Source organism: Streptomyces sp. V1I1 (assembly GCF_030817355.1).
GTDB lineage: Bacteria > Actinomycetota > Actinomycetes > Streptomycetales > Streptomycetaceae > Streptomyces.
On record NZ_JAUSZH010000001.1, the window covers coordinates 6,159,113 to 6,182,529 of the forward strand.

Consider the following 23,417-nt stretch of genomic DNA (forward strand, 5'->3'; position numbering starts at 1 on the left):
TACGCACCAGGGAGTCCCGGAAAAAAGGCCTACTATCGGGTAGTTTCCGCACTGCAGCCAGGGTGCTCGGACCCGGTAGCGTTAACTGTCAACGCCCCCACTTCTCAGGAGCGTCCCAGCCGTGCGAATCGCAGTCACCGGCTCAATCGCCACCGACCACCTCATGACCTTCCCCGGCCGCTTCGCCGACCAGTTCGTCGCGGAGCAGCTGCACACGGTCTCCCTCTCCTTCCTCGTCGACAACCTCGATGTGCGCAGGGGCGGAGTCGGCGCCAACATCTGCTTCGGCATGGGCCAGCTCGGCACCGGGCCGATTCTGGTCGGCGCCGCCGGGTCCGACTTCGACGAGTACCGCGCCTGGCTCGACCGCCACGGCGTGGACACCGACTCCGTCCGTATCTCGGAGGTCCTGCACACCGCACGCTTCGTCTGCACCACGGACTCCGACCACAACCAGATCGGCTCCTTCTACACCGGCGCGATGAGCGAGGCGCGCCAGATCGAGCTCAAGTCCGTCGCCGACCGGGTCGGCGGCCTCGACCTTGTGCTGATCGGCGCGGACGACCCCGAGGCGATGCTCCGCCACACCGAGGAGTGCAAGACCCGCTCGATCCCGTTCGCCGCGGACTTCTCCCAGCAGATCGCGCGGATGAGCGGCGACGACATCCGCACCCTCCTCGACGGCGCCACGTACCTCTTCTCCAACGAGTACGAGAAGGGGCTCATCGAGTCCAAGACCGGCTGGAGCGACGCAGAGATCCTGGACAGGGTCGGCCACCGGGTCACCACACTCGGCTCGAACGGCGTCCGCATCGAGCAGACGGGCGAGGAGCCGATCGAGGTCGGCTGCCCGGAGGAGGACGCGAAGGTCGACCCGACCGGCGTCGGCGACGCGTTCCGGGCGGGCTTCCTCTCCGGCCTGTCCTGGGGTGTGAGCCTGGAGCGCGCGGCGCAGGTCGGCTGCATGCTGGCGACGCTGGTCATCGAGACGCTCGGCACGCAGGAGTACACGCTGCGGCGGGCTCACTTCATGGACCGCTTCACCAAGGCGTACGGCCATGAGGCGGCGGCGGAGGTCCAGGCCCACCTGAGCTAGCCGCCGGGGCTCCGCCCCGGACCCTCCCCCATAGCCCTTCGGACATGGGAGGTGCCCCCACCCCCTACGCCCTAGCGGGCGTGGGGGACCCCCACCTCAATCGCCGGAGGGGCTGAATTTCAGCCCGTCCGGCGATTGAGGCCCCCCGTCGGGCCCCGCGCATCACGCCAGCCGCCGCACCACGTACGCCGAACCCCGCTCCGCCGGCTCCTCCCCCACGTACTCCTGCCCCCGCATCTCGCACCACGCCGGGATGTCCAGCCGCGCCGCCTCGTCGTCCGACAGGACCGTCACCGTCTCGCCGACCGGCACGTCACCGATCACCTTCGCCAGCTCGATCACCGGAATCGGGCAGCGCTTGCCCCGGGCGTCGACGACCAGGGATCCCGCCGTGCCCGCCGCCGAAGGCGTCACCGGCGCGCCGAGCCGCTCCCGTACTTCCGCCACCACCCCCGGCAGGACCTCCAGAAAGCGGTCCACGTCCTCCTCCGGCGTGCCGAGGGGGAGTGAGACGCGGACATTTCCCTCCGAGAGCACGCCCATCGCCCGCAGCACATGGCTCGGCGTAAGCGTGCTGCTCGTGCAGGAGGAGCCCGACGATACGGAGAACCCGGCCCGGTCCAGCTCGTGCAGCAGAGTCTCTCCGTCGACATAGAGACAGGAGAAGGTGACGAGATGGGGGAGCCGGCGCACCGGATCGCCCACCACCTCCACATCCGGGACCAGCTCCGGGACCCGCGCGCGGATCCGGTCCACCAGGGCCCGCAGCCGTACCGCCTCGTCCGCAGCCTCGGCCCGCACCGCCCGCAGCGAGGCCGCCGCGGCCACGATCCCCGGGATGTTCTCGAAGCCGGCCGACCGCCCCGACTCCCGCTCGTCGGCGGGGCCTTGGGGTGCGAACCGGACACCCTTGCGTACGGCGAGCAGCCCGACCCCCGCCGGACCGCCCCACTTGTGGGCGCTTCCCGCGAGCAGCGACCAGGCCCCGGCCGCCGGCCCCCACGCGAGTGACTGCGCCGCGTCGACCAGCAGCGGCACCCCGGCCGCCCGGCATGCCTCGGCGACCTCGGCCACCGGCTGCTCCGTCCCCACCTCGTGGTTGGCCGACTGCAGGCAGGCCAGCGCGGTGTCCTCCCGCAGGGCGGCGGCGTACGCGGCGGGGGAGACCGCTCCGGACCGCTCCACCGGGACCTCGGTCACCGACCGGGAGTCCGCCCCGCCGTCCGCCCCCTCGTACGAGGTCGCCGCATGGAGTACCGAGGAGTGCTCGACCGCGGAAACGACCAGGTGGCGCCCGACACGCCGACGGGCCGCGAGCGCGCCGGAAATTCCCAGGTGAACCGCGCGCGTCCCCGAAGGAGTGAAGACGAGCTCGTCCGGACGGCAGCCCACGGCCTCCGCCGCGGCCTCCCGCGCCGCGTCCAGAAGCAGCCTGGCGCGCCGCCCCTCGCGGTAGAGCCGGGCGGGGTCGGCCCAGCCCTCGTCCAGGGATGCCTGCAGGGCCTGCCGGGCAACCGGGTGCAGAGGAGCGGATGACGCGACGTCGAAGTAAGGCACACTGCCACGCTAACCCCCATACGCGGAGGGGGCGTCAGATGCCTGCCGGAGGCCGGGATTCCAGGGGCGTTCCACCCCTTCGGGGTGTCGGGCGGCGCGTTAAGCACCCTCCCCGCGCGACCCCAAATAGCGTCCAGTAGGGTTTGGTCCGCATAAACATCCAAACCCCTGCCCGCGTCAGGGCCGGCGACCGACCAGTGAGACGGCCGCGGCATGCCGCGCGGGCCGAGACTCTCGGGAAGGCGCTACGTGAGTCCCAACGGCTCCGACCGCTCGTCGCGGCGCCCGATGCGGCGGAAGCTGCTCCAGGTGCTGACCGCGGGCGTGGTCCTGGCGACCGCCTCTGGTTGCACATACAAGGACTTCCCCCGCCTTGGAATGCCCACCCCGGTAACGGAAGAGGCCCCTCGGATCCTCTCCCTCTGGCAGGGCTCGTGGGCGGCAGCGCTCGTCACGGGCGTGCTGGTGTGGGGTCTGATCATCTGGAGTGTCATCTTCCACCGGCGCAGCCGCACCAAGGTGGAGGTACCTCCGCAGACCCGGTACAACATGCCCATCGAGGCCTTGTACACGGTCGTTCCGCTCATCATCGTTTCGGTGCTCTTCTACTTCACCGCGCGTGATGAGTCGAAGCTCCTCTCCCTCTCCGAAAAGCCTGCCCACACGGTCAACGTGGTCGGCTACCAGTGGAGCTGGGGCTTCAACTACGTCGAGAACGTGGAAGGCTCCGAGGGAGACGCCAAGACCAACAAGGAACTGAAGGCCGTCCCGGACAAGTACCGCGCGGACTTCCCGGCGAACGCGGGCGGCGTCTACGACGCCGGCATCCCCGGCACCCGGAACCCCCAGACCGGCAACCCGGGCCCGACCCTGTGGCTGCCGAAGGGCGAGAAGGTCCGGTTCATCCTGACCTCTCGTGACGTCATTCACTCCTTCTGGGTGGTCCCCTTCCTGTTCAAGCAGGACGTCATCCCCGGTCACACCAACGTCTTCGAGGTGACTCCGAACCAGGAGGGCACCTTCCTCGGCAAGTGCGCCGAGCTCTGCGGCGTCGACCACTCCCGGATGCTCTTCAACGTCAAGGTGGTCTCCCCGGAGCGCTACCAGCAGCACCTGAAGGAGCTGGCCGAGAAGGGGCAGACCGGCTACATCCCGTCTGGCATTGAGCAGACGGACCCGGCCAGGAATGCGGAGAAGAACCAACTGTGAGCATCCTCAACGAACCCCAGGGTGCCGCCGCAGCTGACGACTCGTACGAGAACGAGCTGCCGGTACGGCGCAAGCAGCCCGGCAAAGTCGTCGTGACGTGGCTTACCACCACCGACCACAAGACGATCGGCACGCTCTACCTGGTCACGTCGTTCGCCTTCTTCTGCATCGGCGGCCTGATGGCGCTCTTCATGCGCGCCGAGCTGGCCCGTCCCGGCACGCAGATCATGTCGAACGAGCAGTTCAACCAGGCATTCACGATGCACGGCACGATCATGCTGCTGATGTTCGCGACGCCGCTGTTCGCCGGATTCGCGAACTGGATCATGCCGCTGCAGATCGGCGCGCCCGATGTGGCGTTCCCGCGGCTGAACATGTTCGCGTACTGGCTGTACCTCTTCGGCTCGCTGATCGCGGTGGCCGGCTTCCTCACCCCGCAGGGTGCGGCCGACTTCGGCTGGTTCGCCTACTCCCCGCTGTCGGACGCGGTCCGCTCGCCGGGCATCGGCGCCGATATGTGGATCATGGGTCTGGCCTTCTCCGGCTTCGGCACGATCCTCGGTTCGGTCAACTTCATCACCACGATCATCTGCATGCGCGCGCCCGGCATGACGATGTTCCGGATGCCGATCTTCACCTGGAACGTGCTGCTGACCGGTGTGCTGGTCCTGCTCGCCTTCCCGGTACTGGCCGCCGCGCTCTTCGCGCTGGAGGCAGACCGGAAGTTCGGGGCCCATATCTTCGACGCGGCCAACGGCGGCTCGTTGCTCTGGCAACACCTCTTCTGGTTCTTCGGCCATCCAGAGGTGTACATCATCGCCTTGCCGTTCTTCGGGATCGTCTCCGAAGTGATCCCCGTCTTCAGCCGCAAGCCGATGTTCGGCTACATCGGCCTGGTGGGCGCGACCATCGCGATCGCCGGTCTGTCCGTGACGGTGTGGGCGCACCACATGTACGTCACAGGCGGCGTGCTCTTGCCGTTCTTCTCCTTCATGACCTTCCTGATCGCGGTACCGACCGGTGTGAAGTTCTTCAACTGGATCGGCACCATGTGGAAGGGCTCACTGTCCTTCGAGACACCGATGCTCTGGACGATCGGCTTCCTGGTCACCTTCACCTTCGGTGGACTGACCGGCGTCATCCTGGCCTCGCCCCCGATGGACTTCCACGTCTCCGACTCGTACTTCGTCGTCGCGCACTTCCACTACGTCGTCTTCGGCACCGTGGTCTTCGCGATGTTCGCCGGCTTCCACTTCTGGTGGCCGAAGTTCACGGGCAAGATGCTGGACGAGCGGCTCGGCAAGATCACCTTCTGGACGCTGTTCATCGGCTTCCACGGCACGTTCCTGGTGCAGCACTGGCTGGGCGCCGAGGGCATGCCGCGTCGTTACGCGGACTACCTCGCCGCCGACGGCTTCACCGCGCTGAACACCATCTCCACGATCAGCTCGTTCCTGCTCGGTCTGTCGGTCCTGCCGTTCTTCTACAACGTCTGGAAGACCGCCAAGTACGGCAAGAAGATCGAGGTCGACGACCCGTGGGGCTACGGCCGTTCGCTCGAATGGGCGACATCGTGCCCGCCGCCGCGGCACAACTTCCTCACCCTGCCGCGGATTCGCAGCGAATCCCCGGCGTTCGACCTGCACCACCCGGAGATCGCGGCGCTCGACCAGCTCGAGCACGCCGGCCACGGCGCCAGCGTCATCGCCGGTGAGAAGGAGGCAGGCAAGTGAGGATCCAGGGCAAGATGTTCCTCTGGCTGAGCGTCTTCATCCTCGCCATGGCCATCCTGTATGGCGTGTGGTCGAAGGAGCCGGCCGGTACCACCGCGCTCTTCCTGGGCTTCGGCCTGAGCATCATGATCGGCTACTACCTGGCCTTCACGGCCCGGCGGGTCGACTCCATGGCGCAGGACAACAAGGACGCCGACGTGGCGGACGAGGCCGGCGAGGTGGGGTTCTTCTCCCCGCACAGCTGGCAGCCGCTCTCCCTTGCCGTCGGAGGTGCCCTGGCTTTCCTGGGCGTCGTCTTCGGCTGGTGGCTGCTGTACTTCTCGGCCCCGGTCATCCTGGTCGGTCTCTGGGGCTGGGTGTTCGAGTACTACCGCGGTGAGAGCCAGAACCAGTAACACCGCGTCAGCAACACACGGGCCGGGCCCGGATCCCCCTCACTCCTGAGGGGGATCCGGGCCCCTCGTTTGGAGTCACCCGGCGCGCCGTTGCAGACCTGTCTTCATAACGTGTGCTTATGAACCAAACGCCGCGCTTCCGCACCGTTCTCAGCTGCACCCTGCTGGTCGTGTCCTTCGGGGCGGCAGTGGCCGCGTGCGGCGACGCCGACAGCCACCCGCTCGCTGCGAAGCCCTTCGACGCGGCGGAGCAGGTCTCCTTCAACACGCCCAAGGGCAGGGTCAAGGTGGACCCTGACAAGCCCCTGGAGGTCACCACCAACGGCGGCAACGGCCGGATCACCGATGTGACGGTCACCGACGACTCGGACCACCACCTGGCGGGCGAACTCTCCGCGGACGGCGCCCGCTGGCGCTCCACCGCGCCGCTGTCGGCCGGCGTCAAGTACACCGTGAAGGTATCCACGGAGGACGAGGACGGCGCCCCGGGCGCCCGCACGCTCACCTTCGAGACATCCCCCGCCAAGCGGCTGCTGACGGTCAAGTTCGGCCCGAAGGCGGGCACGTACGGCGTCGGCCAGCCCATAACCGCGGAGCTCAGCGCTCCGGTCAAGGCCAAGGAGGCCAGGGCCGTGGTCGAAAGTGCCCTGAGGGTCCAGTCCGAGCCGTCCGTGGAGGGCTCCTGGTACTGGGTCGACGACAAGAAGCTGCACTTCCGCCCGAAGGAGTACTGGCCCACCGGCGCGACCGTCAGCGCCACCAGCAACCTCCAGGGCGTAAAGGTCTCCGACAAGATCTACGGCACCGCCTCGGAGCCGCTGGCGCTCACCATCGGGGACCGAATAGAGGCCGTAACCGACGCCGGAGCGCACAACATGACGGTCATGCGCAACGGAGAAGTGATCAATACCATTCCGGTGACCACGGGCAAGCCCGGCTTCTCCACCCGTAACGGAATCAAGGTCGTGCTCGGCAAGGAGTACTTCGTACGGATGCGCGGTACCAGCATCGGGATCGCCGAGGGCAGTTCAGAATCGTACGACCTGCCCGTCTACTACGCGACACGCGTCACCTGGAGCGGGGAGTACGTCCACGCCGCGCCCTGGTCCGTCGGCTCACAGGGGTACGCGAACGTCAGCCACGGCTGCACCGGAATGTCGACCGGCAACGCCGCGTGGTTCTACAAGACCGTCCGCGAGGGCGACATCGTCAAGGTCATCAACAGCCGCGGGAACGAGATGGACACCTTCGGCAACGGCTTCGGCGACTGGAACCTGGCCTGGGACAAGTGGCGCAAGGGCAGCGCCCTGGTGGCCGACACCAGGGACGGCAGCGACCCCACGGCGGCGGCGCGGCTGCGTCCCCAGGTCTGACCGGCCCGGGTCTGACCGGCCCGGGTCTGACCGGCCCGGGTCTGACGGGTCCCGGGTCTGACCGGCCCGGGTCTGACGGGTCCCGGGTCTGACGGGTCCCGGGCCTACGCGTCGACGCCGAGCCGGCCGCGCAGCAGGGCGGCCAGTGCGTCCGCGAACTCCACCGGATCGACCGGAAGGGTCACCGCGGCGTCCGCACGGCTCCAGGTGGCCAGCCAGGCGTCCTGTGGGCGGCCGATCAGCAGCAGCACCGGCGGGCAGTTGAAGATCTCGTCCTTGATCTGCCGGCATACGCCCATGCCGCCCGCGGGAACCGTCTCGCCGTCCAGTACGCAGACGTCGACGCCCCCCTCGTCCAGCGCCTTGAGGACAGCGGGCAGGGTCGCGCACTCCAGGAACTCCACCGGCGGTACGTCGGCCGCCGGCCTGCGTCCCGCCGCCAACCGGACCTGCTCCCGGGTGCCCGAGTCGTCGCTGTAGACCAGGACCGTGGCAGTCGCCTGCATTGTTCCTCCGTCGTTGGATCAGGAACCGATGCGCCGGATGCTACTCCGTCCGACTCCCTGTCAACAGCAGTTCGGGCAGTGCTTCGATGGGCCGTTCGGGCTGGACAAAGCCCACTGACACACCGAACGGCACCCCCCGGAGTGAGGGCGGGATAAGCGACCGACATAATGTCGGTCGTGGCGACAGCAACGACAGTAGAAACCGGGCACGCGCACCCGTCGGTCAATCGGCCGAACCTCACCAGCGTCGGAACCATCATCTGGCTGAGTTCCGAGCTGATGTTCTTCGCGGCCCTCTTCGCGATGTACTTCACCCTGCGATCGGTGACGGGTGCCGAGTTCTGGAAGACGCAGGCGGATCACCTGAACTTCCCGTTCTCGGCGACGAACACCACGATCCTGGTGCTCTCCTCCCTCACCTGCCAGCTCGGCGTCTTCGCCGCTGAGCGGGGCGATGTGAAGAAGCTCCGCACCTGGTTCGTGATCACCTTCGTGATGGGTGCGATCTTCATCGGAGGCCAGGTCTTCGAGTACACCGAGCTGGTCAAGGACGCGGGCCTCTCGCTCTCGTCCGACCCGTACGGCTCGGTGTTCTACCTGACCACCGGTTTCCACGGCCTGCACGTGACGGGCGGACTCATCGCCTTCCTGCTGGTTCTCGGGAGGACCTACGCGGCCAGGAGATTCACTCACGAGCAGGCAACCGCCGCCATCGTCGTGTCCTACTACTGGCACTTCGTCGATGTCGTCTGGATCGGCCTCTTCGCCACGATCTACATGATCAAGTAGTGGCGTGGGCAGCTCGCTGTCCGAAGCAGACACAGTCCAGAAGCATCGACGCAGAAGATCCTGACACCGGGGTAATCCGTGAAAAAGCTCTCCGCACGACGACGCCATCCGCTGGCGGCGGTCGTCGTCCTACTCCTCGCGCTGGCGGCTACTGGGGGGCTGTACGCCGCGTTCGCACCCGCGGACAAGGCGCAGGCCGATGAAACCGCCCAGTCACTCGCCATCAAGGAGGGCAAGAAGCTCTACACCGTCGGCTGCGCCAGCTGCCACGGAACCGGCGGTCGGGGCACCTCTGACGGCCCGAGCCTGGTCGGCGTCGGCTCCGCCGCCGTCGACTTCCAGGTCGGCACGGGCCGGATGCCGGCCCAGCAGCCCGGCGCACAGGTGCCGAAGAAGAAGGTCATCTACTCGCAGAGCGAGATCGACCAGCTCGCGGCGTACGTCGCCTCCCTCGGCGCCGGTCCGATCACGCCGACCGAGAAGCAGTACAGCCCCGAGGGTGCGGACATCGCCAAGGGTGGCGACCTGTTCCGCACCAACTGCGCCCAGTGCCACAACTTCACCGGTGAGGGCGGTGCCCTGACGGACGGCAAGTACGCCCCGAACCTCGAGGACGTGGACCCCAAGCATGTCTACGAGGCCATGCAGACCGGCCCGCAGAACATGCCCTCCTTCCCCGACACGATCCTGCCGGAGCAGCAGAAGCGGGACGTCATCGCGTACCTCCACACCGTGAACAGTGGAGAGGCCGAGAGCCCCGGCGGCCTCAAGCTGGGTGGCCTCGGCCCCGTCAGCGAGGGTCTTTTCGGCTGGGTCTTCGGGCTGGGTGCACTGATCGCAGTTGCCGTCTGGGTCGCGGCCCACACCGCTAAGGCCAAGAAGTCATGAGTAGCCAAGAGATTCCAGAAGAGAACCTGCCTGCTGAGCAGGACACCGCGCACGGCGCGGTAAAGGTCGCCGACGAGCCGTTCGCGGACCCGGGGCTGCCGCCCCACAAGCCGCGCATCCAGGACATCGACGAGCGGGCCGCCAAGCGCTCCGAGCGCGCGGTCGCCTTCCTGTTCACGCTGTCGATGCTGGCCACCGTCGCCTTCATCGCCTCGTACGTCATCTTCCCGGTCGACAAGATCGTGTTCATCTGGCCGATCGGCCATGTGAGCGCGCTCAACTTCGCGCTGGGCACCACGCTCGGCGTCGCGCTCTTCTGTATCGGCGCGGGCGCGGTCCACTGGGCCCGCACCCTGATGTCCGATGTGGAGGTCGCCGACGAGCGGCACCCCATCGCGGCCGAGCCCGAGGTCAGGGCCAAGGTCATGGCCGACTTCGCGGCGGGCGCCGAGGAGTCCGGCTTCGGCCGGCGCAAGCTGATCCGCACCACGATGTTCGGCGCGCTGGCGCTGGTGCCGCTCTCCGGTGTGGTGCTGCTGCGCGACCTGGGCCCGCTGCCCGAGAAGAAGCTGCGGTCCACCCTGTGGGCCAAGGGCAAGCAACTCATCAACATGAACACGAATGAGCCGCTGCGTCCCGAGGACATCGTCGTCGGTTCGCTGACCTTCGCCATGCCCGAGGGCCTGGAGGAGGACAGCCACGACTTCCAGAAGGAAATCGCCAAGGCGGCCCTGATGATCGTCCGAATCCAGCCGGACGACATCAAGGACAAGCGCGAACTCGAGTGGTCGCACGAGGGCATCGTGGCGTACTCGAAGATCTGCACCCACGTCGGCTGCCCGATCAGCCTGTACGAGCAGCAGACGCACCACGTGCTCTGCCCCTGCCACCAGTCCACCTTCGACCTCTCCGACGGCGCCCGCGTCATCTTCGGCCCGGCCGGTCACGCCCTCCCGCAGCTGCGGATCGGCGTGAACGCCGAGGGCAACCTTGAGGCGCTCGGCGACTTCGAAGAGCCCGTCGGTCCTTCCTTCTGGGAGCGCGGATGAGTACTACATCTGAGACGAACCGCAAGGCACCCGCGGGTGAGCGGGTCGCCGACTGGGCGGACGGCCGGCTCGGGATCTACTCCCTGGCCAAGGCCAACATGCGGAAGATCTTCCCGGACCACTGGTCCTTCATGCTGGGTGAGATCGCCCTCTACAGCTTCATCATCATCATCCTCACGGGTGTGTATCTGACGCTGTTCTTCCACCCGAGCATGAACGAGGTCGTGTACGAGGGCTCGTACGTGCCCATGCAGGGCATCCGGATGTCCGAGGCGTACGCCTCGACGCTGGACATCAGCTTCGACGTCCGCGGCGGTCTGCTGATCCGGCAGATCCACCACTGGGCGGCGCTGATCTTCGTCGCGGCCATGATCGTGCACATGATGCGCGTCTTCTTCACGGGCGCCTTCCGCAAGCCGCGTGAGATCAACTGGCTGTTCGGCTTCCTGCTGCTGGTCCTGGGCATGTTCACCGGCTTCACCGGCTACTCGCTCCCCGACGACCTGCTGTCCGGTACGGGCGTCCGGTTCATGGAGGGCGCGATTCTCTCCATGCCGATCGTCGGCACGTACCTGTCGTTCTTCCTCTTCGGCGGGGAGTTCCCCGGCGGGGACTTCGTGAGCCGGTTCTACTCGATCCACGTGCTGCTGCTGCCGGGCATCATGATGGGCCTGCTGGTGGCCCACCTGATCCTGGTCTTTTACCACAAGCACACGCAGTTCGCGGGCCCCGGACGTACGAACAAGAACGTCGTCGGCATGCCGCTGCTGCCGGTCTACATGGCCAAGGCCGGAGGCTTCTTCTTCCTGGTCTTCGGCATCATCTCGATCATCGCCGCGGTCGCTTCGATCAACCCGATCTGGGCTCTCGGCCCCTACCGTCCGGACCAGGTGTCCACCGGCGCTCAGCCGGACTGGTACATGGGCTTCTCGGAGGGCCTGATCCGGGCCATGCCCGGCTGGGAGATCAACTTCGCGGGCCACACCCTCGCTCTGGGCGTGTTCATCCCGCTGATGATCTTCCCGATGATCCTTGCGGTGATCGCGGTCTACCCCTTCGTCGAGTCCTGGATCACCGGGGACAAGCGCGAGCACCACATCCTGGACCGCCCGCGCAACGCCCCGACCCGTACGGCCTTCGGTGTGGCCTGGCTGACCTGGTACGTCATCCTGCTGATCGCCGGTGGAAACGACATGGTCGCCATCTTCTTCCACCTGTCGATCAACCACATCACCTGGTTCGCCCGGATCGCCTTCTTCGTCGGCCCGGTGATCGCCTTCATCATCACCAAGCGGATCTGCCTCGGTCTCCAGCGCCGCGACCGGGACAAGGTGCTGCACGGACGCGAGTCCGGCATCATCAAGCGCCTGCCGCACGGTGAGTTCGTCGAGATCCATGAGCCGCTCTCGCAGGGCGAGCTGTACAAGCTCACCTCGCACGAGCAGTACAAGCCGGCCGAGATCGGCCCGACGGTCGACGAGAACGGCGTCGAGCGCAAGGTGAAGCTCACGGAGAAGCTGCGAGCCAAGCTCAGCAAGGGCTACTACGGGGGAGACAGCCAGATCCCCAAGCCCACGGTCGAGGAGTACAAGGAGATCACGAGCGGCCACGGCCACCACTGATCCCACCCGACCGCGAGGTCGCCGCAGCTGGAGCCCCGTCCATTCGTCGGACGGGGCTCTTCGCTGTCTGCTGGGCTGGATAGGGTGGACCCATCCCTATTCGGCTGTGGACCCAGGAGTGGACCATGAACGTTGTGACCCCGGTCGGCGGCGACAGCGTGGCGGACCTCTCCTGGCCCCAGGTGCTGAACGCTCTCCTCGACAACCGCGACCAGAGCGCGGAGGCCACCGCGTGGGCCATGGACCGCATCCTCAGCGGCGAGGCGACGAACGCGCAGATCGCAGGCTTCGCGGTGGCCCTGCGCGCCAAGGGCGAGACCGTCGAGGAGATCTCCGGTCTCGTACGGACCATGTACGCGCACGCGAACCTGATCGAGGTGCCCGGGCCGAGCGTCGACATCGTCGGGACCGGCGGCGACGGTGCCAAGACCGTGAACATCTCCACGATGTCCGCGATCGTGGTCGCGGGGACGGGTGCGAAGGTCGTCAAGCACGGCAACCGCGCCGCGTCGTCGGCGAGCGGTGCGTCCGACGTACTGGAGAAGCTCGGCGTCAATCTCGAGCTCACCCCGCAGCGGGTCGCCCAGGTCGCGGAAGAGGCGGGCATCACCTTCTGCTTCGCGGTGAAGTTCCACCCGGCCCTGCGGCATGTGGCGGCCGCCCGTAAGGAGCTGGGCATCCGCACCACTTTCAACTTCCTCGGCCCGCTCACCAACCCGGCGAAGGTGAAGGCGCAGGCCACCGGTGTCGCGGACGCGCGGATGGCGCCGATTCTGGCCGGTGTACTGGCCGAGCGCGGTTCCTCGGCGCTGGTCTTCCGCGGCGACGACGGCCTCGACGAGCTGACCACGACGGCGACCTCCCGGGTGTGGGTGGTACGGGACGGGGCGGTGCGCGAGGAGGCCTTCGACCCGCGGGACATCGGCATCAGCCTCGTGCCGGTCGAGGCCCTGCGCGGCGCCGACGCATCGTTCAACGCGGATGTCGCGCGTCGGCTGCTCGGCGGCGAGACCGGGCCCGTACGGGACGCGGTGCTGCTCAACTCGGCGGCGGCTCTCGTCGCGCTGGAGCCGACGCACGGCACGCTGAACGAGCAGCTGGCGGCGGGCATCGAAAGGGCCGCCGAGTCGATCGACTCGGGTGCGGCCAGAGCAGTGCTCGAGCGGTGGGTGGCCGCGAGTAACGCCTGAGGCTGCGGTGGCGTGAGGCAAGGCGTGGTTCGGTTCCTGTCTCAGGAACTGGACCTCGCCTTGCATGCTGTGGGACGTATGGCAGGATGCTCTTCAAGGTCATGAGTGACAGCGATTACGGCCCCGGCTCGCTGTCCGGCAACCCTCCGTCCGTGGCGGGGTGCCCCGGGTGAAGACCAGGCCGTAGGCAGCGAGGTCTGCGGCAAGCGCGGACCCCTGCAAGCCCTGGGGTCCTGGTCCTCAAGGGAGCAGTCTCGTGAGCAAGCGAATGCGATAGGGCTACACGCCCCTTCTTCAGTACGCCTCCGTGCGGCAGTTGCCGTGTGTTCGAGGCAACCCCTGTGCGCCGAGCGGCCGTTGAGGCGCGCAGGTCCTACCGAAGCCTCCCCCTGACTTCGTCGGGGGGACCCCCAGCCTCGTCCTGCCGGGAGATACCGCCATGTCCGCACGCCCGAACGCCGTTGCCTCCGCTGCCACCGCCACCGCCACCGCTGTCGCCCCCGCCGAGTCCGACCCTGCCTGTGCCGCGCCACTGCCCGTCCTCGGCCGGGACGTCACCGTCCCGCTCGTCACCGGCGGCGAAGTCACCTACGCCGCACTCGACTACGCGGCGAGCGCCCCGGCCCTGCAGCGGGTGTGGGACGACGTCGCTGCCTACGCCCCGTACTACGGCAGCGTGCACCGCGGCGCCGGGTACCTCTCGCAGCTGTCCACCGACCTCTTCGAGAACAGCCGGGTCACGGTCGCGGAGTTCCTCGACTGCCGCCCGGACGACCAGGTCGTCTTCACCCGCTCCACGACCGACTCGCTGAACCTGCTGGCGGCCGTGATCCCCGCCGACTGCGAGGTCTTCGTCTTCGAGACCGAGCACCACGCCTCGCTGCTGCCGTGGGGGTCCCCCCACGCCGCAGGGCGTAGGGGGAGAGATGCCCGGGTGACGTATCTGAACGCGCCGCGTACGCCGGCGGAGGCGGTGCAGACGCTGGAGCGCGCGCTCGCCGAACGTGACTCGTACGGCCCGGCATTGGTCTGCGTGACCGGTGCGTCCAATGTCACCGGTGAGCTGTGGCCGGTGAAGGAGCTCGCGGCCGCCGCGCACGCCCACGGCGCGCGGATCGTGCTCGACGCGGCTCAGCTCGCGCCCCACCACCCCGTGTCCGTACAGGAGCTGGACGTCGACTGGGTCGCCTTCTCCGGGCACAAGCTGTACGCGCCGTTCGGCTCGGGCGTGCTGGCCGGCCGTGCGGACTGGCTTCGGGACGCGGAGCCGTACCTCGCCGGCGGCGGTGCCTCGCGCAAGGTCGCGAGGCGCGCGGACGGCGGCGTGGACGTCGACTGGCACACCACGGCCGCCCGCCACGAGGCCGGTTCGCCGAACGTCATCGGTGTCTACTCCATCGCCTCCGCCTGCAAGGCGCTCACCGAGGCGGGCTTCGACAACCTGGTCGCCCGGGAGCAGCACCTCGTCGCGAAGGTCCGCGCGGGCCTGGCCGAGGTGGCCGAGGTGAAGGTGCTCTCGCTGTTCGGGGACGACGCTCCTCGGGTGGGCGTCATCTCCTTCGTCGTCGAGGGCTGGAACAGCTCGCACTTCGCGGCCGCGCTCTCTGCGGAGTACGGCATCGGCGTACGGGACGGGCTGTTCTGCGCGCACCCGCTGGTGCGGACCCTGCTGGGCAGCGACCCGCAGGACCCGGGCGAGTGCGGCGCTCCGGAGGCCGAGCCGGGCGAACGCTCGCTCAACGCGATCCGCGTGAGCTTCGGGGCGGGTACGCCGGACGAGCATGTGGAGCGTTTCGTACGGGCGGTGAAGGAGCTGGTGCGCGAGGGCGCCAAGTGGAACTACCGCACGGAGGACGGCCGCTGCGTCCCCGCCGTGTGACGCCGGGCTCCGCCCCGGACCCGAACAAGCCCGCGCCGGAAGGCGCGGGCTTGTTGCGTATGCGGCGGAGGCGGAACGCCCCCGAACCCGGGCGGCAGCTTCGCGCCGCGACGCGCTACGAGTCCAGGCCGATCGCGAACGCCGCCTCCAGGTCGTGCTGCGAATACGTACGGAACGCCACATGCGTGTCCGTGCCCTCGACGCCCTGGATCTTGCTGATGCGGCCCGGGATGACGTCCGCCAGGTCGTCGTGCTTGGCCACCCGCACCATCGCGATCAAGTCGTACGTGCCGGTGACGGAGAAGACCTCGCTGACGCTGTCCAGCGCGGCGATCGACTCGGCGATCTCGGGGATGCGGTCCACGCTGGTCTTGATGAGCACGATCGCGGTGATCACGGTTGGCTTTCTCCCTCGGTGGCCGCTGCTTGGGCCTTCACTCTAGTCGCATGCCGGAATCGTCCCCAGGCGTAGAGAAACCCGGCCCCGAACCCCACCAGATGCGCGAGATACGCGACGCCGGGGCCGCTGCCCGCCTGCTGTGCCGCCAGCCACTGCAGGACGAACCAGAAGATCAGCACGATCCACGCGGGGAAGCGCAAAGGCAGGAAGAAGAGGAACGGAAAGAGACTGGTGACCCGGGCCTTGGGGAAGAGGAAGAGGAACGCGCCGAGCACGCCCGAGATCGCCCCGGATCCTCCCACCAGGGTCTGCTCGGAGTCGGCGTTGGCCGCCGCGTAGGCGAGCAGCGCGAGATAGCCGCAGCCCACATAGAAGAGGGCGAACTCCAGCTGCCCCACGCGCTCCTCGGCCATCGCCCCGAAGACGTAGAGGAAGAGCATGTTGCCGAGCAGATGCAGCCAGCTGCCGTGGACGAAGAGGGCGGTGAGAGGGGTGAGGAGCGGGTGGAGGGTGCCGGGCGAGCTGTTCAGCAGTTCCGCAGGGATCACGCCCCAGCGTTCGAAGTACGCGCTCTGGGCGGCGAGCAGTGTGTCACCGGTGCCGTACACCGGGTTGAGGCCCGAGACCGGGCTGAGGAGGAATACCGCACAGCAGACGGCGATCACGCCGTATGTCACCGCGGGCCCCGTCACCGCGCCCCGCACCGCCGCCCGTGCCGTGCCCTGCCAACTGATCATGGACAGAGCATGGCCTAGTGGGGCTGAACGGTACAGAGTGCCTCGCCGCGCCATCGGGTCCCTGCGAGGCCGTAGGGTTACGGGCAGTACATCCGCGGTTCGACGGCGCACAGCGGCACCTGCATACGCACGACGAAAGAGGACGGCACGATGACGACGGTTCCCCCGCCGACGGCCGGTACCCGCTGGCGCTGCACGCTCTGCGGCAACCTCACGCGCTTCGATGTAACCCGTTCCTCCAAGGTCGTCGAATACGTCCATCTGGACCTGGCCGGAGAGCCGACGGTCGAGGAGCGCGAGGTGGTCAGTGAGACCATCGAGTCGGTGCGCTGCCGTTGGTGCAACGCGGTGGACCAGATCGAGCTGGTGGACAGGCCGGGCGCCGGCTCCTGAGGGAGCGGCCCGAACGGGTAGTGGGGTGACGGATCGTGGAGCAGCCTGCAAGCGGCGCTGAGCCGGCCGGTGCGGCCGGTGACGCCGCCGAGGCGCTCGACCGCCCGTTGCCGGACGGCGTACGGCGCAGGGTCATGGCGCTGGTCTCGGACGCTTTCGGCGGCCTGACCGTTGCCGAACTTCCGGCCCAGCTGCGGCAGTACGCCCGGTTCACCCCCACCCGGCGAGCCAAATTCGCGGGCAACGCGATGGCCGCCGCCCTGGAGAGCGACCCGGTTTTCCGGCAGCGCATCGGCGAGCGGCTCAGCCAGGCCCAGCCGGAGCTGTCCCGGGCGCTGGAGTCCGGATCGCCGCCCGCGGCCGCCGACCCCGTCGATGTGGCGGCCGCCGCCTATGTGCTGCGACCCACCGGATGGGTGAAACTTGTCGCCGCTGCGGGTGAGGAGGCCCAGCGCGCGGACGCCGAGCGCGCCGACGAGGCCGGGCGACGCGAGCTGGAACGGCTGCGCGAGGAGCTCACGGAGGCCCGCGGCCTGACCAAGAGCGAGACCGAGCGGCTGCGCACGGAGCTGGAGGCGGCCCGTAAGGAAGCCGAAACGCTTCGCCGTAAGCTCCGCAGCGCCCAGAGCGATGTGAAGCGCGGCGAGGCCGCTCTGCGCCGTAGAGACGCCGATATCGAAGCCATCAGGTCGGAGGCCGCGGCCCAGGTCTCGGCGGCCGAGAGTGAGAGCCGCCGGCTCAAGGCCCGCCTCGGCGAGGCGGAGGCCGCGCTGGAGGCGAGCCGCCGGGCCGCCCGGGAGGGCCGCTCGATCGAGGACATGCGGCTGCGGCTGCTGCTGGACACGGTGCTCGACGCGGCCCAGGGGCTGCGCCGGGAACTGGCTCTACCGCCCGCCGCCGTCCATCCCGCCGACACGGTCGACGCCGTCGAGCCGGGCCGGATGTCGCCCAAGGACATCGCGGCCCGTGCGCTCTCCGAGTCCGATCCCGCGCTCCTCGACCAGCTGCTCGCGCTGCCGCAGGCGCATCTGGTGGTGGACGGTTACAACGTCACCAAGACCGGCTATCCGACGATGCCGCTGGAGAAGCAGCGGCTGCGGCTGCTCGGCGGTCTCTCGGTGCTCGCGGCGCAGACCGGCGCCGAGATCACCTGTGTCTTCGACGGGGCGGAGCTGGCCGCCCCGGTGCTGCTGGCGCCGCCGCGCGGAGTGCGGGTGCTGTTCTCCAAGCCGGGCGTGACCGCCGACGAACTGATCCGTCAGCTGGTACGGGCGGAGCCGCCGGGGCGGCCCGTGGTGGTGGTCTCCACCGACCGTGAAGTCGCCGACGGAGTGGCGAAGGCGGGCGCGAGGCCCGTCGCGTCCGCCTTGTTGCTGAAGCGGCTTTCGCGCGTCTAGTTAACTGCCGTGCCAAATGCCCGAATTAGCTATTTGTCTGACGGACGTAGTGTCAAGTGGCAATTACTACGCGTGTGATGCGGGTAAAGAAAACGCTCAGCGACCGAGATTTTTCTCGACAGGATTTGAACTGATCACAGGAAGGTCACTAGGGTCGGGCCTCGAACCTTCGCGCGGTTGATCGCCCACCCGGGGCGACAGCGAAGGAACCGCCGAGTTCGTGCAGTTCAGTCCTTTATTTCCCCGTAAGGACCTGAAGTGCGGACGCCGGGGATTCAACCCCCCACAGCCCGGTAGGCGGCTCGAGGAAGAAGGAGCTCGCCTTCGTGGCGTCCCACCGTCGTCCCAAGCAGCCGAGCCGCACCCGTGTGACCGTGCTCACCGCGACCGCCGCCGCGGCCGTTGCCCTGACCTCCCAGGCCGCGCAGGCCGACCCGAAGCCGAGCAAGAGCGAGGTCAAGGAGAAGGTCGACAAGCTCTACGAAGAGGCAGAGGCGGCCACCGAGAAGTACAACGGGGCCAAGGAGCAGCAGGGGAAGATCCAGAAGCAGGTCGACGCCCTGCAGGACAAGGTCGCCCGCGGACAGGACGAGCTCAACACCCTGCGCGACGGCCTCGGTTCGGTGGCGAGCGCCCAGTACCGCTCCGGCGGCATCGACCCCGCGGTGCAGCTCTTCCTCTCCTCGGACCCGGACACCTACCTGGAGAAGGCCTCCGCGCTGGACCAGCTGGGCGCCAAGCAGTCCGAGGCGCTGTCCGAGATCCAGGCCAAGCAGCGGACCCTCGCGCAGCAGCGCCAGGAGGCCCAGGACAAGCTTGCCGACCTCGCCAGCACCCGCAAGGAGCTCGGCGAGAAGAAGAAGGAAGTCCAGACCAAGCTCGCCGCCGCGCAGAAGCTTCTCAACTCGCTCACCGCGCAGGAGCGTGCCGCGCTCTCCGCCGACGAGTCCCGCGCCAACCGCGCCAGCTCGCGCGCGGACCTCGGCAACTCGGTCCCCGCCTCGCAGCGCGCGGGCGCGGCCTTCTCCGCCGCCCAGAGCAAGATCGGTTCGCCGTACGTCTACGGCGCCTCCGGTCCCAGCTCCTTCGACTGCTCCGGGCTGACCTCCTGGGCGTACGCGCAGGCCGGTGTCTCCATACCGCGCACCTCCCAGTCGCAGGCCAACGCCGGCACCCGCATCTACTCGCAGGGTGCGCTCCAGCAGGGCGACCTGGTCATCTTCTACGGCGACATGCACCACGTCGGCTTCTACGCGGGCAACGGCCAGGTGCTGCACGCCCCGAAGCCCGGTGCCAGCGTGCGCTACGAGTCGATCAACAACATGCCGTTCCAGTTCGGCGTACGCATCTGACGCCCAATCGGGGGATTTCCCGCGCCTGTAACTGACGTCGCGCCCCGCCGGTGACCTGTGGTCTCCGGCGGGGCGTCACTTTCTGTGCATGTCAGGGGCGTTGGCCGCTGCGTGATCGCCCGGCTACTGTCTGCCGCGCAACATCCCTCGTACAGCGGAAGGGAGCGCGGCTCGTGGCGCCCCATCGACGGCTTTCACAGTCCGGCCTCACTCAGAGTGTCCGGGTCACCGTCCTGTCCGCCGCGGCGGCAACGGCCGCTGCGGCGCTCGGGGCCGCACCGGCGAGCGCTGACCCGCACGACGCCGCGGAGAGTGCCCGGGCCAAGGTCGACCGGCTGTACGAGGAGGCCGAGCAGGCCACCGAGCACTTCAACAAGGCCGGTGAGCGGGTCGAGCGGCTGCGCGAGCAGGTGGCGCAGGCGCAGGACAGCGTGGCCCGCGGCCAGGAGCGCGTCAACCGGATGCGGGGAGCGCTCGGTTCGGTCGCGGGCGCGCAGTACCGGTCGGGCGGCATGGACCCCGCGCTCGCCCTGCTGCTCTCCGCGGACCCGGACACCTACCTCGACAAGGCGGCGACCCTGGACAGGATCAGCGAGCGGCAGGCAACCGATCTGCAGGACCTTCGGCGGGCGCAGCGAAGACTCGGCCAGCAGCGCACGGAGGCCTACCACGACCTCGCAGAGCTGGAGCGCAGCCGGACCGCCGTCGCCCACCACAAGCGCACCGTCGAGCACAAACTCGCCGAGGCGCAGCGGCTGCTGAACGCCCTTCCGTCCCAGTACCGCGCCGCCTTCGACCGGGCATCCCGCTCCGGCCGCGGCTCCCTGCCCGAGCTCTCCGGCCTCGCGCCCGCCTCCTCGCGGGCGGGCGCCGCGGTGATGGCGGCCCGCAGCGCCGTCGGCCGCCCCTATGTGTGGGGCGCCAACGGGCCCTCCGGCTTCGACTGTTCGGGGCTCACCCAGTGGTCGTACGCGCAGGCGGGGGTCGGGCTGCCGCGCACCTCGCAGGCGCAGCGGTATGCGGGACGGCAGGTCTCGCTGTCCGAGGCGCGGCCCGGCGACCTTGTGACGTACCGCAGCGACGCCAGTCATGTCGGGATGTACATGGGCAACGGGCAGGTCGTGCACGCGCCCTACCCGGGAGCGGCGGTCCGCTACGACCCGGTCGGCATGATGCCGATCGCGTCGGTCACCCGCGTCTGAGCCGCGTTCTGTTCCGCGCCGCGTTCTGTTCCGCGCCGCGTTCCGTTCCGCGCCGCGTTCCGTACGATCGTCCACGTGGCAGGTCAGGGGCGCACGGTGCGCCGAGCGGTACGGCGTGCGGCGGGGCTGGTCCTCGCCGCCGCCCTGCTGGCGTCGGGCTGCGCGGCCCCCGAGGCGTCCGACACCACGATGCGGGACATCCAGCGCACGCTGGACGGGCGCGCGGCCGCCGTCCTCGGACATGACGAGAGCTCCTACCTGGCCGCGCTCGATCCCAAGGCCCCGGTGCTGCGGGCGACGGAGCGCAGGGAGTTCCAGAACCTCGCGGATGTGCCGCTGCGCTCCTGGGAGTACCGGCTGAGCGATGTGAGACGGCAGGGCGAGCGGGCGGTCGCCGAGGCCGAACTGCGCTACCGCATCGACGGCTACGACACCGCCCCGGTGACCGCTTCCCGCACGCTGGAGCTCGCCGAACACGAGGGCCGCTGGTACATCACGGCCGATCGCGCGAGCAAGCAGGGCGGCCAGCAGCTCTGGCAGCAGGGCGACGTCCAGGTCGTCCGGGGCAAGCGGAGCCTGGTCCTCGCCGTCGGCCATGACGTGGCGCGGCTGCGCGCCCTCGCCACGAAAGCCGACCGGGCCGTGCCCGCCGTCTCGGACGTCTGGCGCTCCCCCTGGGCGGGGCGCCTGGTGATCCTGGTCCCCGCCTCCCTGGACGCCATGGGAGGGCTGCTGGGGGCGCCCGCGGCCGGGTACCGGGGGATCGCGGCGGTCACCACGGGCGAGACCGGGGCGGCCGGGACAGCGCCCGCGGACCGGGTGATCGTCAACCCCGAGGCGTACGGAGCGCTCGGCGACTTCAGCCAGGGCATCGTGCTCACGCATGAGGCGGCCCATGTGGCCACACGCGCGTACACCTCGGCGGCCACCCCGATGTGGCTCTCGGAGGGCTTCGCCGACTGGGCGGCGTACCGCGGCACGGGCCGCAGCGCCGGGCAGACCGCCCCCGAACTCCAGCGCGCGGTCGTGCGCGGCGATGTGCCGGCCGCGCTGCCGTCCGACAAGGACTTCGCCTTCGACGGCGACGGGGACAAGCTGGCGCGCGCGTACGAGGGCGGCTGGCTGGCCTGCGAGCTGATCGCCGCGCGCTGGGGCGAGAAGAAGCTGACGTCGTTCTACCGGGCCGTCGGTGCGGGGAAGCACCGGGCGGCCGCAGTCGAGAAGGCGATGGCCGATGTACTGGGCACGACGCGGAAGGACTTCACGGTGCGCTGGCGGGACTATCTGCGCGAGCGGCTGGACGGCTGAGCGGCGGGCGGCGGCGCGGTTCGGTCACCGTCTGCCGCCACAGCCGCAGGCACGCGGTCAGCGTCGCCGCGACCAGCAGCCCATTGCGTACGGCCAGCAGCACCACGCCCAGCGGGTCGCCGGCCACCACGTGCGCGAACCAGACCGGGAACTCCAGCAGCGTGACGCCCGTGGCGGCCAGCACCAGCCGACTGGGCAGAGCCATCCGGCTGCCCCGGAAGGCCAGGCAGGCGGCGGCCAGGCCGACCAGCCAGATCATGTACTGGGGGCTGATCACCCGGCTTGTGGTGGTGAACAGCAACGCCGCGGCGAACGCCGCGTCGCACGGCGTGCTCGGCGCGAACTTCCGGGCCCGCAGCCGCCACATCGCCAGCCAGCCGAACGCGAGGAGGGTGAGGGCGAGGGCGAGCGTGGAGACGAGCGTGACGTACGGGCCGACGAACTCCACCGACCCGTAGTTCAGCAGCACCTCGCCCTGCCAGCCGAAGTGCCGCGCCACCTGGAAGACCAGCGCGCCCAGCGACTCGATCTCGGTGCCCCGGTCGCGCTGGAAGGTGAGGAACGCCAGCGCGCCCGGCATCGTCGCGTGGAGCAGCAGCGCCAGGGCGGCCGCCGTGCCCGCCGCGGTGGCCCAGGAACGGCGGGTGGCCCGGCCGCGCGGGGTGCCCACGATCAGCAGCAGCGGCCAGACCTTCAGCAGGGCGCCGAAGCCTGCCAGTGCGCCCAGGGTGCGCGGACGGCGTGCCCCGGCCAGCAGGGCGGCGACGGCGACGGCCGTGACCATCAGGTCGTAGCGGGCGTACGCGGTGGGGCCCAGCAGCGGTACGCCCGCGACCCACACCCAGCTGCCGCGCTGCGACTTGCCGGGCCGCCCGCCGGCGTACAGCAGCAGGCTCAGCACCAGCGCGTCGCAGAGCAGGGCGAGGACGAAGAAGGCCGACGCGTAGCCGAGGAAGGGCAGCAGGGCGGGGGAGAGGACCGCAAGCGCGGCGGCGGGCGGGTACTGCCAGGCGACGTCGTCCAGCGGGAAGGTGCCGGTCTTCAGCACCTCGAACCAGCCTTGGTAGATCACCGAGATGTCGCTGGTCACATCGGGGCCGGGGAAGGTGACGAGCTTGAAGACGCATAGCAGCAGTGCGGTCCTGGTGATGATCCACACCAGAACGATGCATACCGGGGTGATCCACACCGGGACGATCCGCACCGCGAGGGGAAGCCGCGTGCCACCGCCGCTGCCGCTTGCGCCCGCCATGAGCACCTCATCCCATTCATGGGGAATTGTGGGTGCCCATGATGCCGGGCAGGGCTGTGCGTGAGCGGTGAGGCAGGGCCGTTGGGTACT

21 protein-coding genes and 1 riboswitch are annotated in these 23,417 nt (G+C 69.1%); of the genes, 16 read left to right on the forward strand and 5 right to left on the reverse strand.

Going from position 1 to position 23,417, the window contains the following annotated elements:
* Positions 1 to 121 precede the first annotated feature (121 nt).
* Positions 122 to 1,096 (forward strand): carbohydrate kinase family protein, encoded by a 975-nt coding sequence (locus tag QFZ67_RS28855; RefSeq protein WP_307663970.1) that lies wholly within the window; start codon positions 122 to 124, stop codon positions 1,094 to 1,096.
* Between the two features lie 162 nt (positions 1,097 to 1,258).
* On the opposite strand, the gene QFZ67_RS28860 is transcribed toward QFZ67_RS28855, so the two are convergent.
* A complete protein-coding gene (locus QFZ67_RS28860) occupies positions 1,259 to 2,653 on the reverse strand; it encodes a cysteine desulfurase/sulfurtransferase TusA family protein (RefSeq protein ID WP_307663971.1) in 1,395 nt (464 codons plus the stop codon).
* Between the two features lie 249 nt (positions 2,654 to 2,902).
* Here QFZ67_RS28860 and coxB point away from each other — a divergent pair, with 249 nt between their 5' ends.
* The 4 genes from coxB (at position 2,903) to QFZ67_RS28880 (ending at position 7,363) form a co-directional block, all read left to right on the forward strand.
* Positions 2,903 to 3,862 carry a cytochrome c oxidase subunit II gene (coxB, locus tag QFZ67_RS28865; RefSeq protein WP_307663972.1) on the forward strand — a complete coding sequence of 320 codons (960 nt, stop codon included), beginning with the start codon at positions 2,903 to 2,905 and terminating at the stop codon, positions 3,860 to 3,862.
* Positions 3,859 to 5,595 carry a cytochrome c oxidase subunit I gene (ctaD, locus tag QFZ67_RS28870; RefSeq protein ID WP_307663973.1) on the forward strand — a complete coding sequence of 579 codons (1,737 nt, stop codon included), beginning with the start codon at positions 3,859 to 3,861 and terminating at the stop codon, positions 5,593 to 5,595. Before coxB ends, ctaD begins: the two co-directional genes overlap by 4 nt.
* Positions 5,592 to 5,990, forward strand: a complete 399-nt coding sequence (locus tag QFZ67_RS28875; RefSeq protein WP_307663974.1) for a cytochrome c oxidase subunit 4 — start codon at positions 5,592 to 5,594, stop codon at positions 5,988 to 5,990. The genes ctaD and QFZ67_RS28875 overlap by 4 nt, the downstream gene beginning before the upstream one ends.
* Before the next feature lie 119 nt (positions 5,991 to 6,109).
* Positions 6,110 to 7,363 carry an Ig-like domain-containing protein gene (locus QFZ67_RS28880; protein ID WP_307663975.1) on the forward strand — a complete coding sequence of 418 codons (1,254 nt, stop codon included), beginning with the start codon at positions 6,110 to 6,112 and terminating at the stop codon, positions 7,361 to 7,363.
* A 104-nt stretch (positions 7,364 to 7,467) separates the two neighbouring features.
* On the opposite strand, the gene QFZ67_RS28885 is transcribed toward QFZ67_RS28880, so the two are convergent.
* Positions 7,468 to 7,869 (reverse strand): hypothetical protein, encoded by a 402-nt coding sequence (locus QFZ67_RS28885; RefSeq protein WP_307663976.1) that lies wholly within the window; start codon positions 7,867 to 7,869, stop codon positions 7,468 to 7,470.
* A gap of 168 nt (positions 7,870 to 8,037) precedes the next feature.
* Between QFZ67_RS28885 and QFZ67_RS28890 the strand changes: the two genes are divergently transcribed.
* The 6 genes from QFZ67_RS28890 to QFZ67_RS28915 all read left to right on the forward strand — a co-directional run bounded on the left by QFZ67_RS28890 (position 8,038) and on the right by QFZ67_RS28915 (position 15,286).
* Positions 8,038 to 8,658: a heme-copper oxidase subunit III gene (locus QFZ67_RS28890; RefSeq protein ID WP_307663977.1), complete on the forward strand. Its 621-nt coding sequence runs from the start codon at positions 8,038 to 8,040 to the stop codon at positions 8,656 to 8,658.
* Positions 8,659 to 8,736: 78 nt separating this feature from the next.
* Positions 8,737 to 9,546 (forward strand): c-type cytochrome, encoded by an 810-nt coding sequence (locus QFZ67_RS28895; protein ID WP_307663978.1) that lies wholly within the window; start codon positions 8,737 to 8,739, stop codon positions 9,544 to 9,546.
* A complete protein-coding gene (locus QFZ67_RS28900; protein ID WP_307663979.1) occupies positions 9,543 to 10,595 on the forward strand; it encodes a ubiquinol-cytochrome c reductase iron-sulfur subunit in 1,053 nt (350 codons plus the stop codon). The genes QFZ67_RS28895 and QFZ67_RS28900 overlap by 4 nt, the downstream gene beginning before the upstream one ends.
* Positions 10,592 to 12,217 (forward strand): cytochrome bc complex cytochrome b subunit, encoded by a 1,626-nt coding sequence (locus tag QFZ67_RS28905; protein WP_307663980.1) that lies wholly within the window; start codon positions 10,592 to 10,594, stop codon positions 12,215 to 12,217. Before QFZ67_RS28900 ends, QFZ67_RS28905 begins: the two co-directional genes overlap by 4 nt.
* Positions 12,218 to 12,342: 125 nt before the next feature.
* Positions 12,343 to 13,407 (forward strand): anthranilate phosphoribosyltransferase, encoded by a 1,065-nt coding sequence (gene trpD, locus QFZ67_RS28910; protein ID WP_307663981.1) that lies wholly within the window; start codon positions 12,343 to 12,345, stop codon positions 13,405 to 13,407.
* A 97-nt stretch (positions 13,408 to 13,504) separates the two neighbouring features.
* Positions 13,505 to 13,622: riboswitch (SAM riboswitch) on the forward strand.
* A 224-nt stretch (positions 13,623 to 13,846) separates the two neighbouring features.
* The gene (locus QFZ67_RS28915; protein WP_307663982.1) at positions 13,847 to 15,286 is read left to right on the forward strand and encodes an aminotransferase class V-fold PLP-dependent enzyme; all 1,440 of its coding nucleotides are present in this window, start codon (positions 13,847 to 13,849) and stop codon (positions 15,284 to 15,286) included.
* 115 nt (positions 15,287 to 15,401) lie between these two features.
* Here QFZ67_RS28915 and QFZ67_RS28920 read toward each other — a convergent pair whose 3' ends face one another.
* Positions 15,402 to 15,683 (reverse strand): Lrp/AsnC family transcriptional regulator, encoded by a 282-nt coding sequence (locus QFZ67_RS28920; RefSeq protein WP_307663983.1) that lies wholly within the window; start codon positions 15,681 to 15,683, stop codon positions 15,402 to 15,404.
* On the reverse strand, positions 15,680 to 16,423 hold the full coding sequence (locus tag QFZ67_RS28925) for a rhomboid family intramembrane serine protease (protein ID WP_307663984.1): 744 nt from the start codon (positions 16,421 to 16,423) through the stop codon (positions 15,680 to 15,682). The genes QFZ67_RS28920 and QFZ67_RS28925 overlap by 4 nt, the downstream gene beginning before the upstream one ends.
* Positions 16,424 to 16,573: 150 nt before the next feature.
* Here QFZ67_RS28925 and QFZ67_RS28930 point away from each other — a divergent pair, with 150 nt between their 5' ends.
* The 5 genes from QFZ67_RS28930 to QFZ67_RS28950 all read left to right on the forward strand — a co-directional run bounded on the left by QFZ67_RS28930 (position 16,574) and on the right by QFZ67_RS28950 (position 22,075).
* On the forward strand, positions 16,574 to 16,816 hold the full coding sequence (locus tag QFZ67_RS28930; RefSeq protein ID WP_307663985.1) for a hypothetical protein: 243 nt from the start codon (positions 16,574 to 16,576) through the stop codon (positions 16,814 to 16,816).
* A gap of 35 nt (positions 16,817 to 16,851) precedes the next feature.
* On the forward strand, positions 16,852 to 18,213 hold the full coding sequence (locus QFZ67_RS28935; protein ID WP_307663986.1) for an NYN domain-containing protein: 1,362 nt from the start codon (positions 16,852 to 16,854) through the stop codon (positions 18,211 to 18,213).
* 326 nt (positions 18,214 to 18,539) lie between these two features.
* Positions 18,540 to 19,565: a C40 family peptidase gene (locus tag QFZ67_RS28940; RefSeq protein ID WP_307663987.1), complete on the forward strand. Its 1,026-nt coding sequence runs from the start codon at positions 18,540 to 18,542 to the stop codon at positions 19,563 to 19,565.
* Between the two features lie 173 nt (positions 19,566 to 19,738).
* On the forward strand, positions 19,739 to 20,767 hold the full coding sequence (locus tag QFZ67_RS28945; protein ID WP_307663988.1) for a C40 family peptidase: 1,029 nt from the start codon (positions 19,739 to 19,741) through the stop codon (positions 20,765 to 20,767).
* A gap of 75 nt (positions 20,768 to 20,842) precedes the next feature.
* A complete protein-coding gene (locus QFZ67_RS28950) occupies positions 20,843 to 22,075 on the forward strand; it encodes a hypothetical protein (RefSeq protein ID WP_307663989.1) in 1,233 nt (410 codons plus the stop codon).
* Here QFZ67_RS28950 and QFZ67_RS28955 read toward each other — a convergent pair.
* Positions 22,029 to 23,327 carry a glycosyltransferase 87 family protein gene (locus QFZ67_RS28955; protein ID WP_307663990.1) on the reverse strand — a complete coding sequence of 433 codons (1,299 nt, stop codon included), beginning with the start codon at positions 23,325 to 23,327 and terminating at the stop codon, positions 22,029 to 22,031. The two genes, QFZ67_RS28950 and QFZ67_RS28955, sit on opposite strands and share 47 nt — an antisense overlap.
* Positions 23,328 to 23,417: the final 90 nt, after the last annotated feature.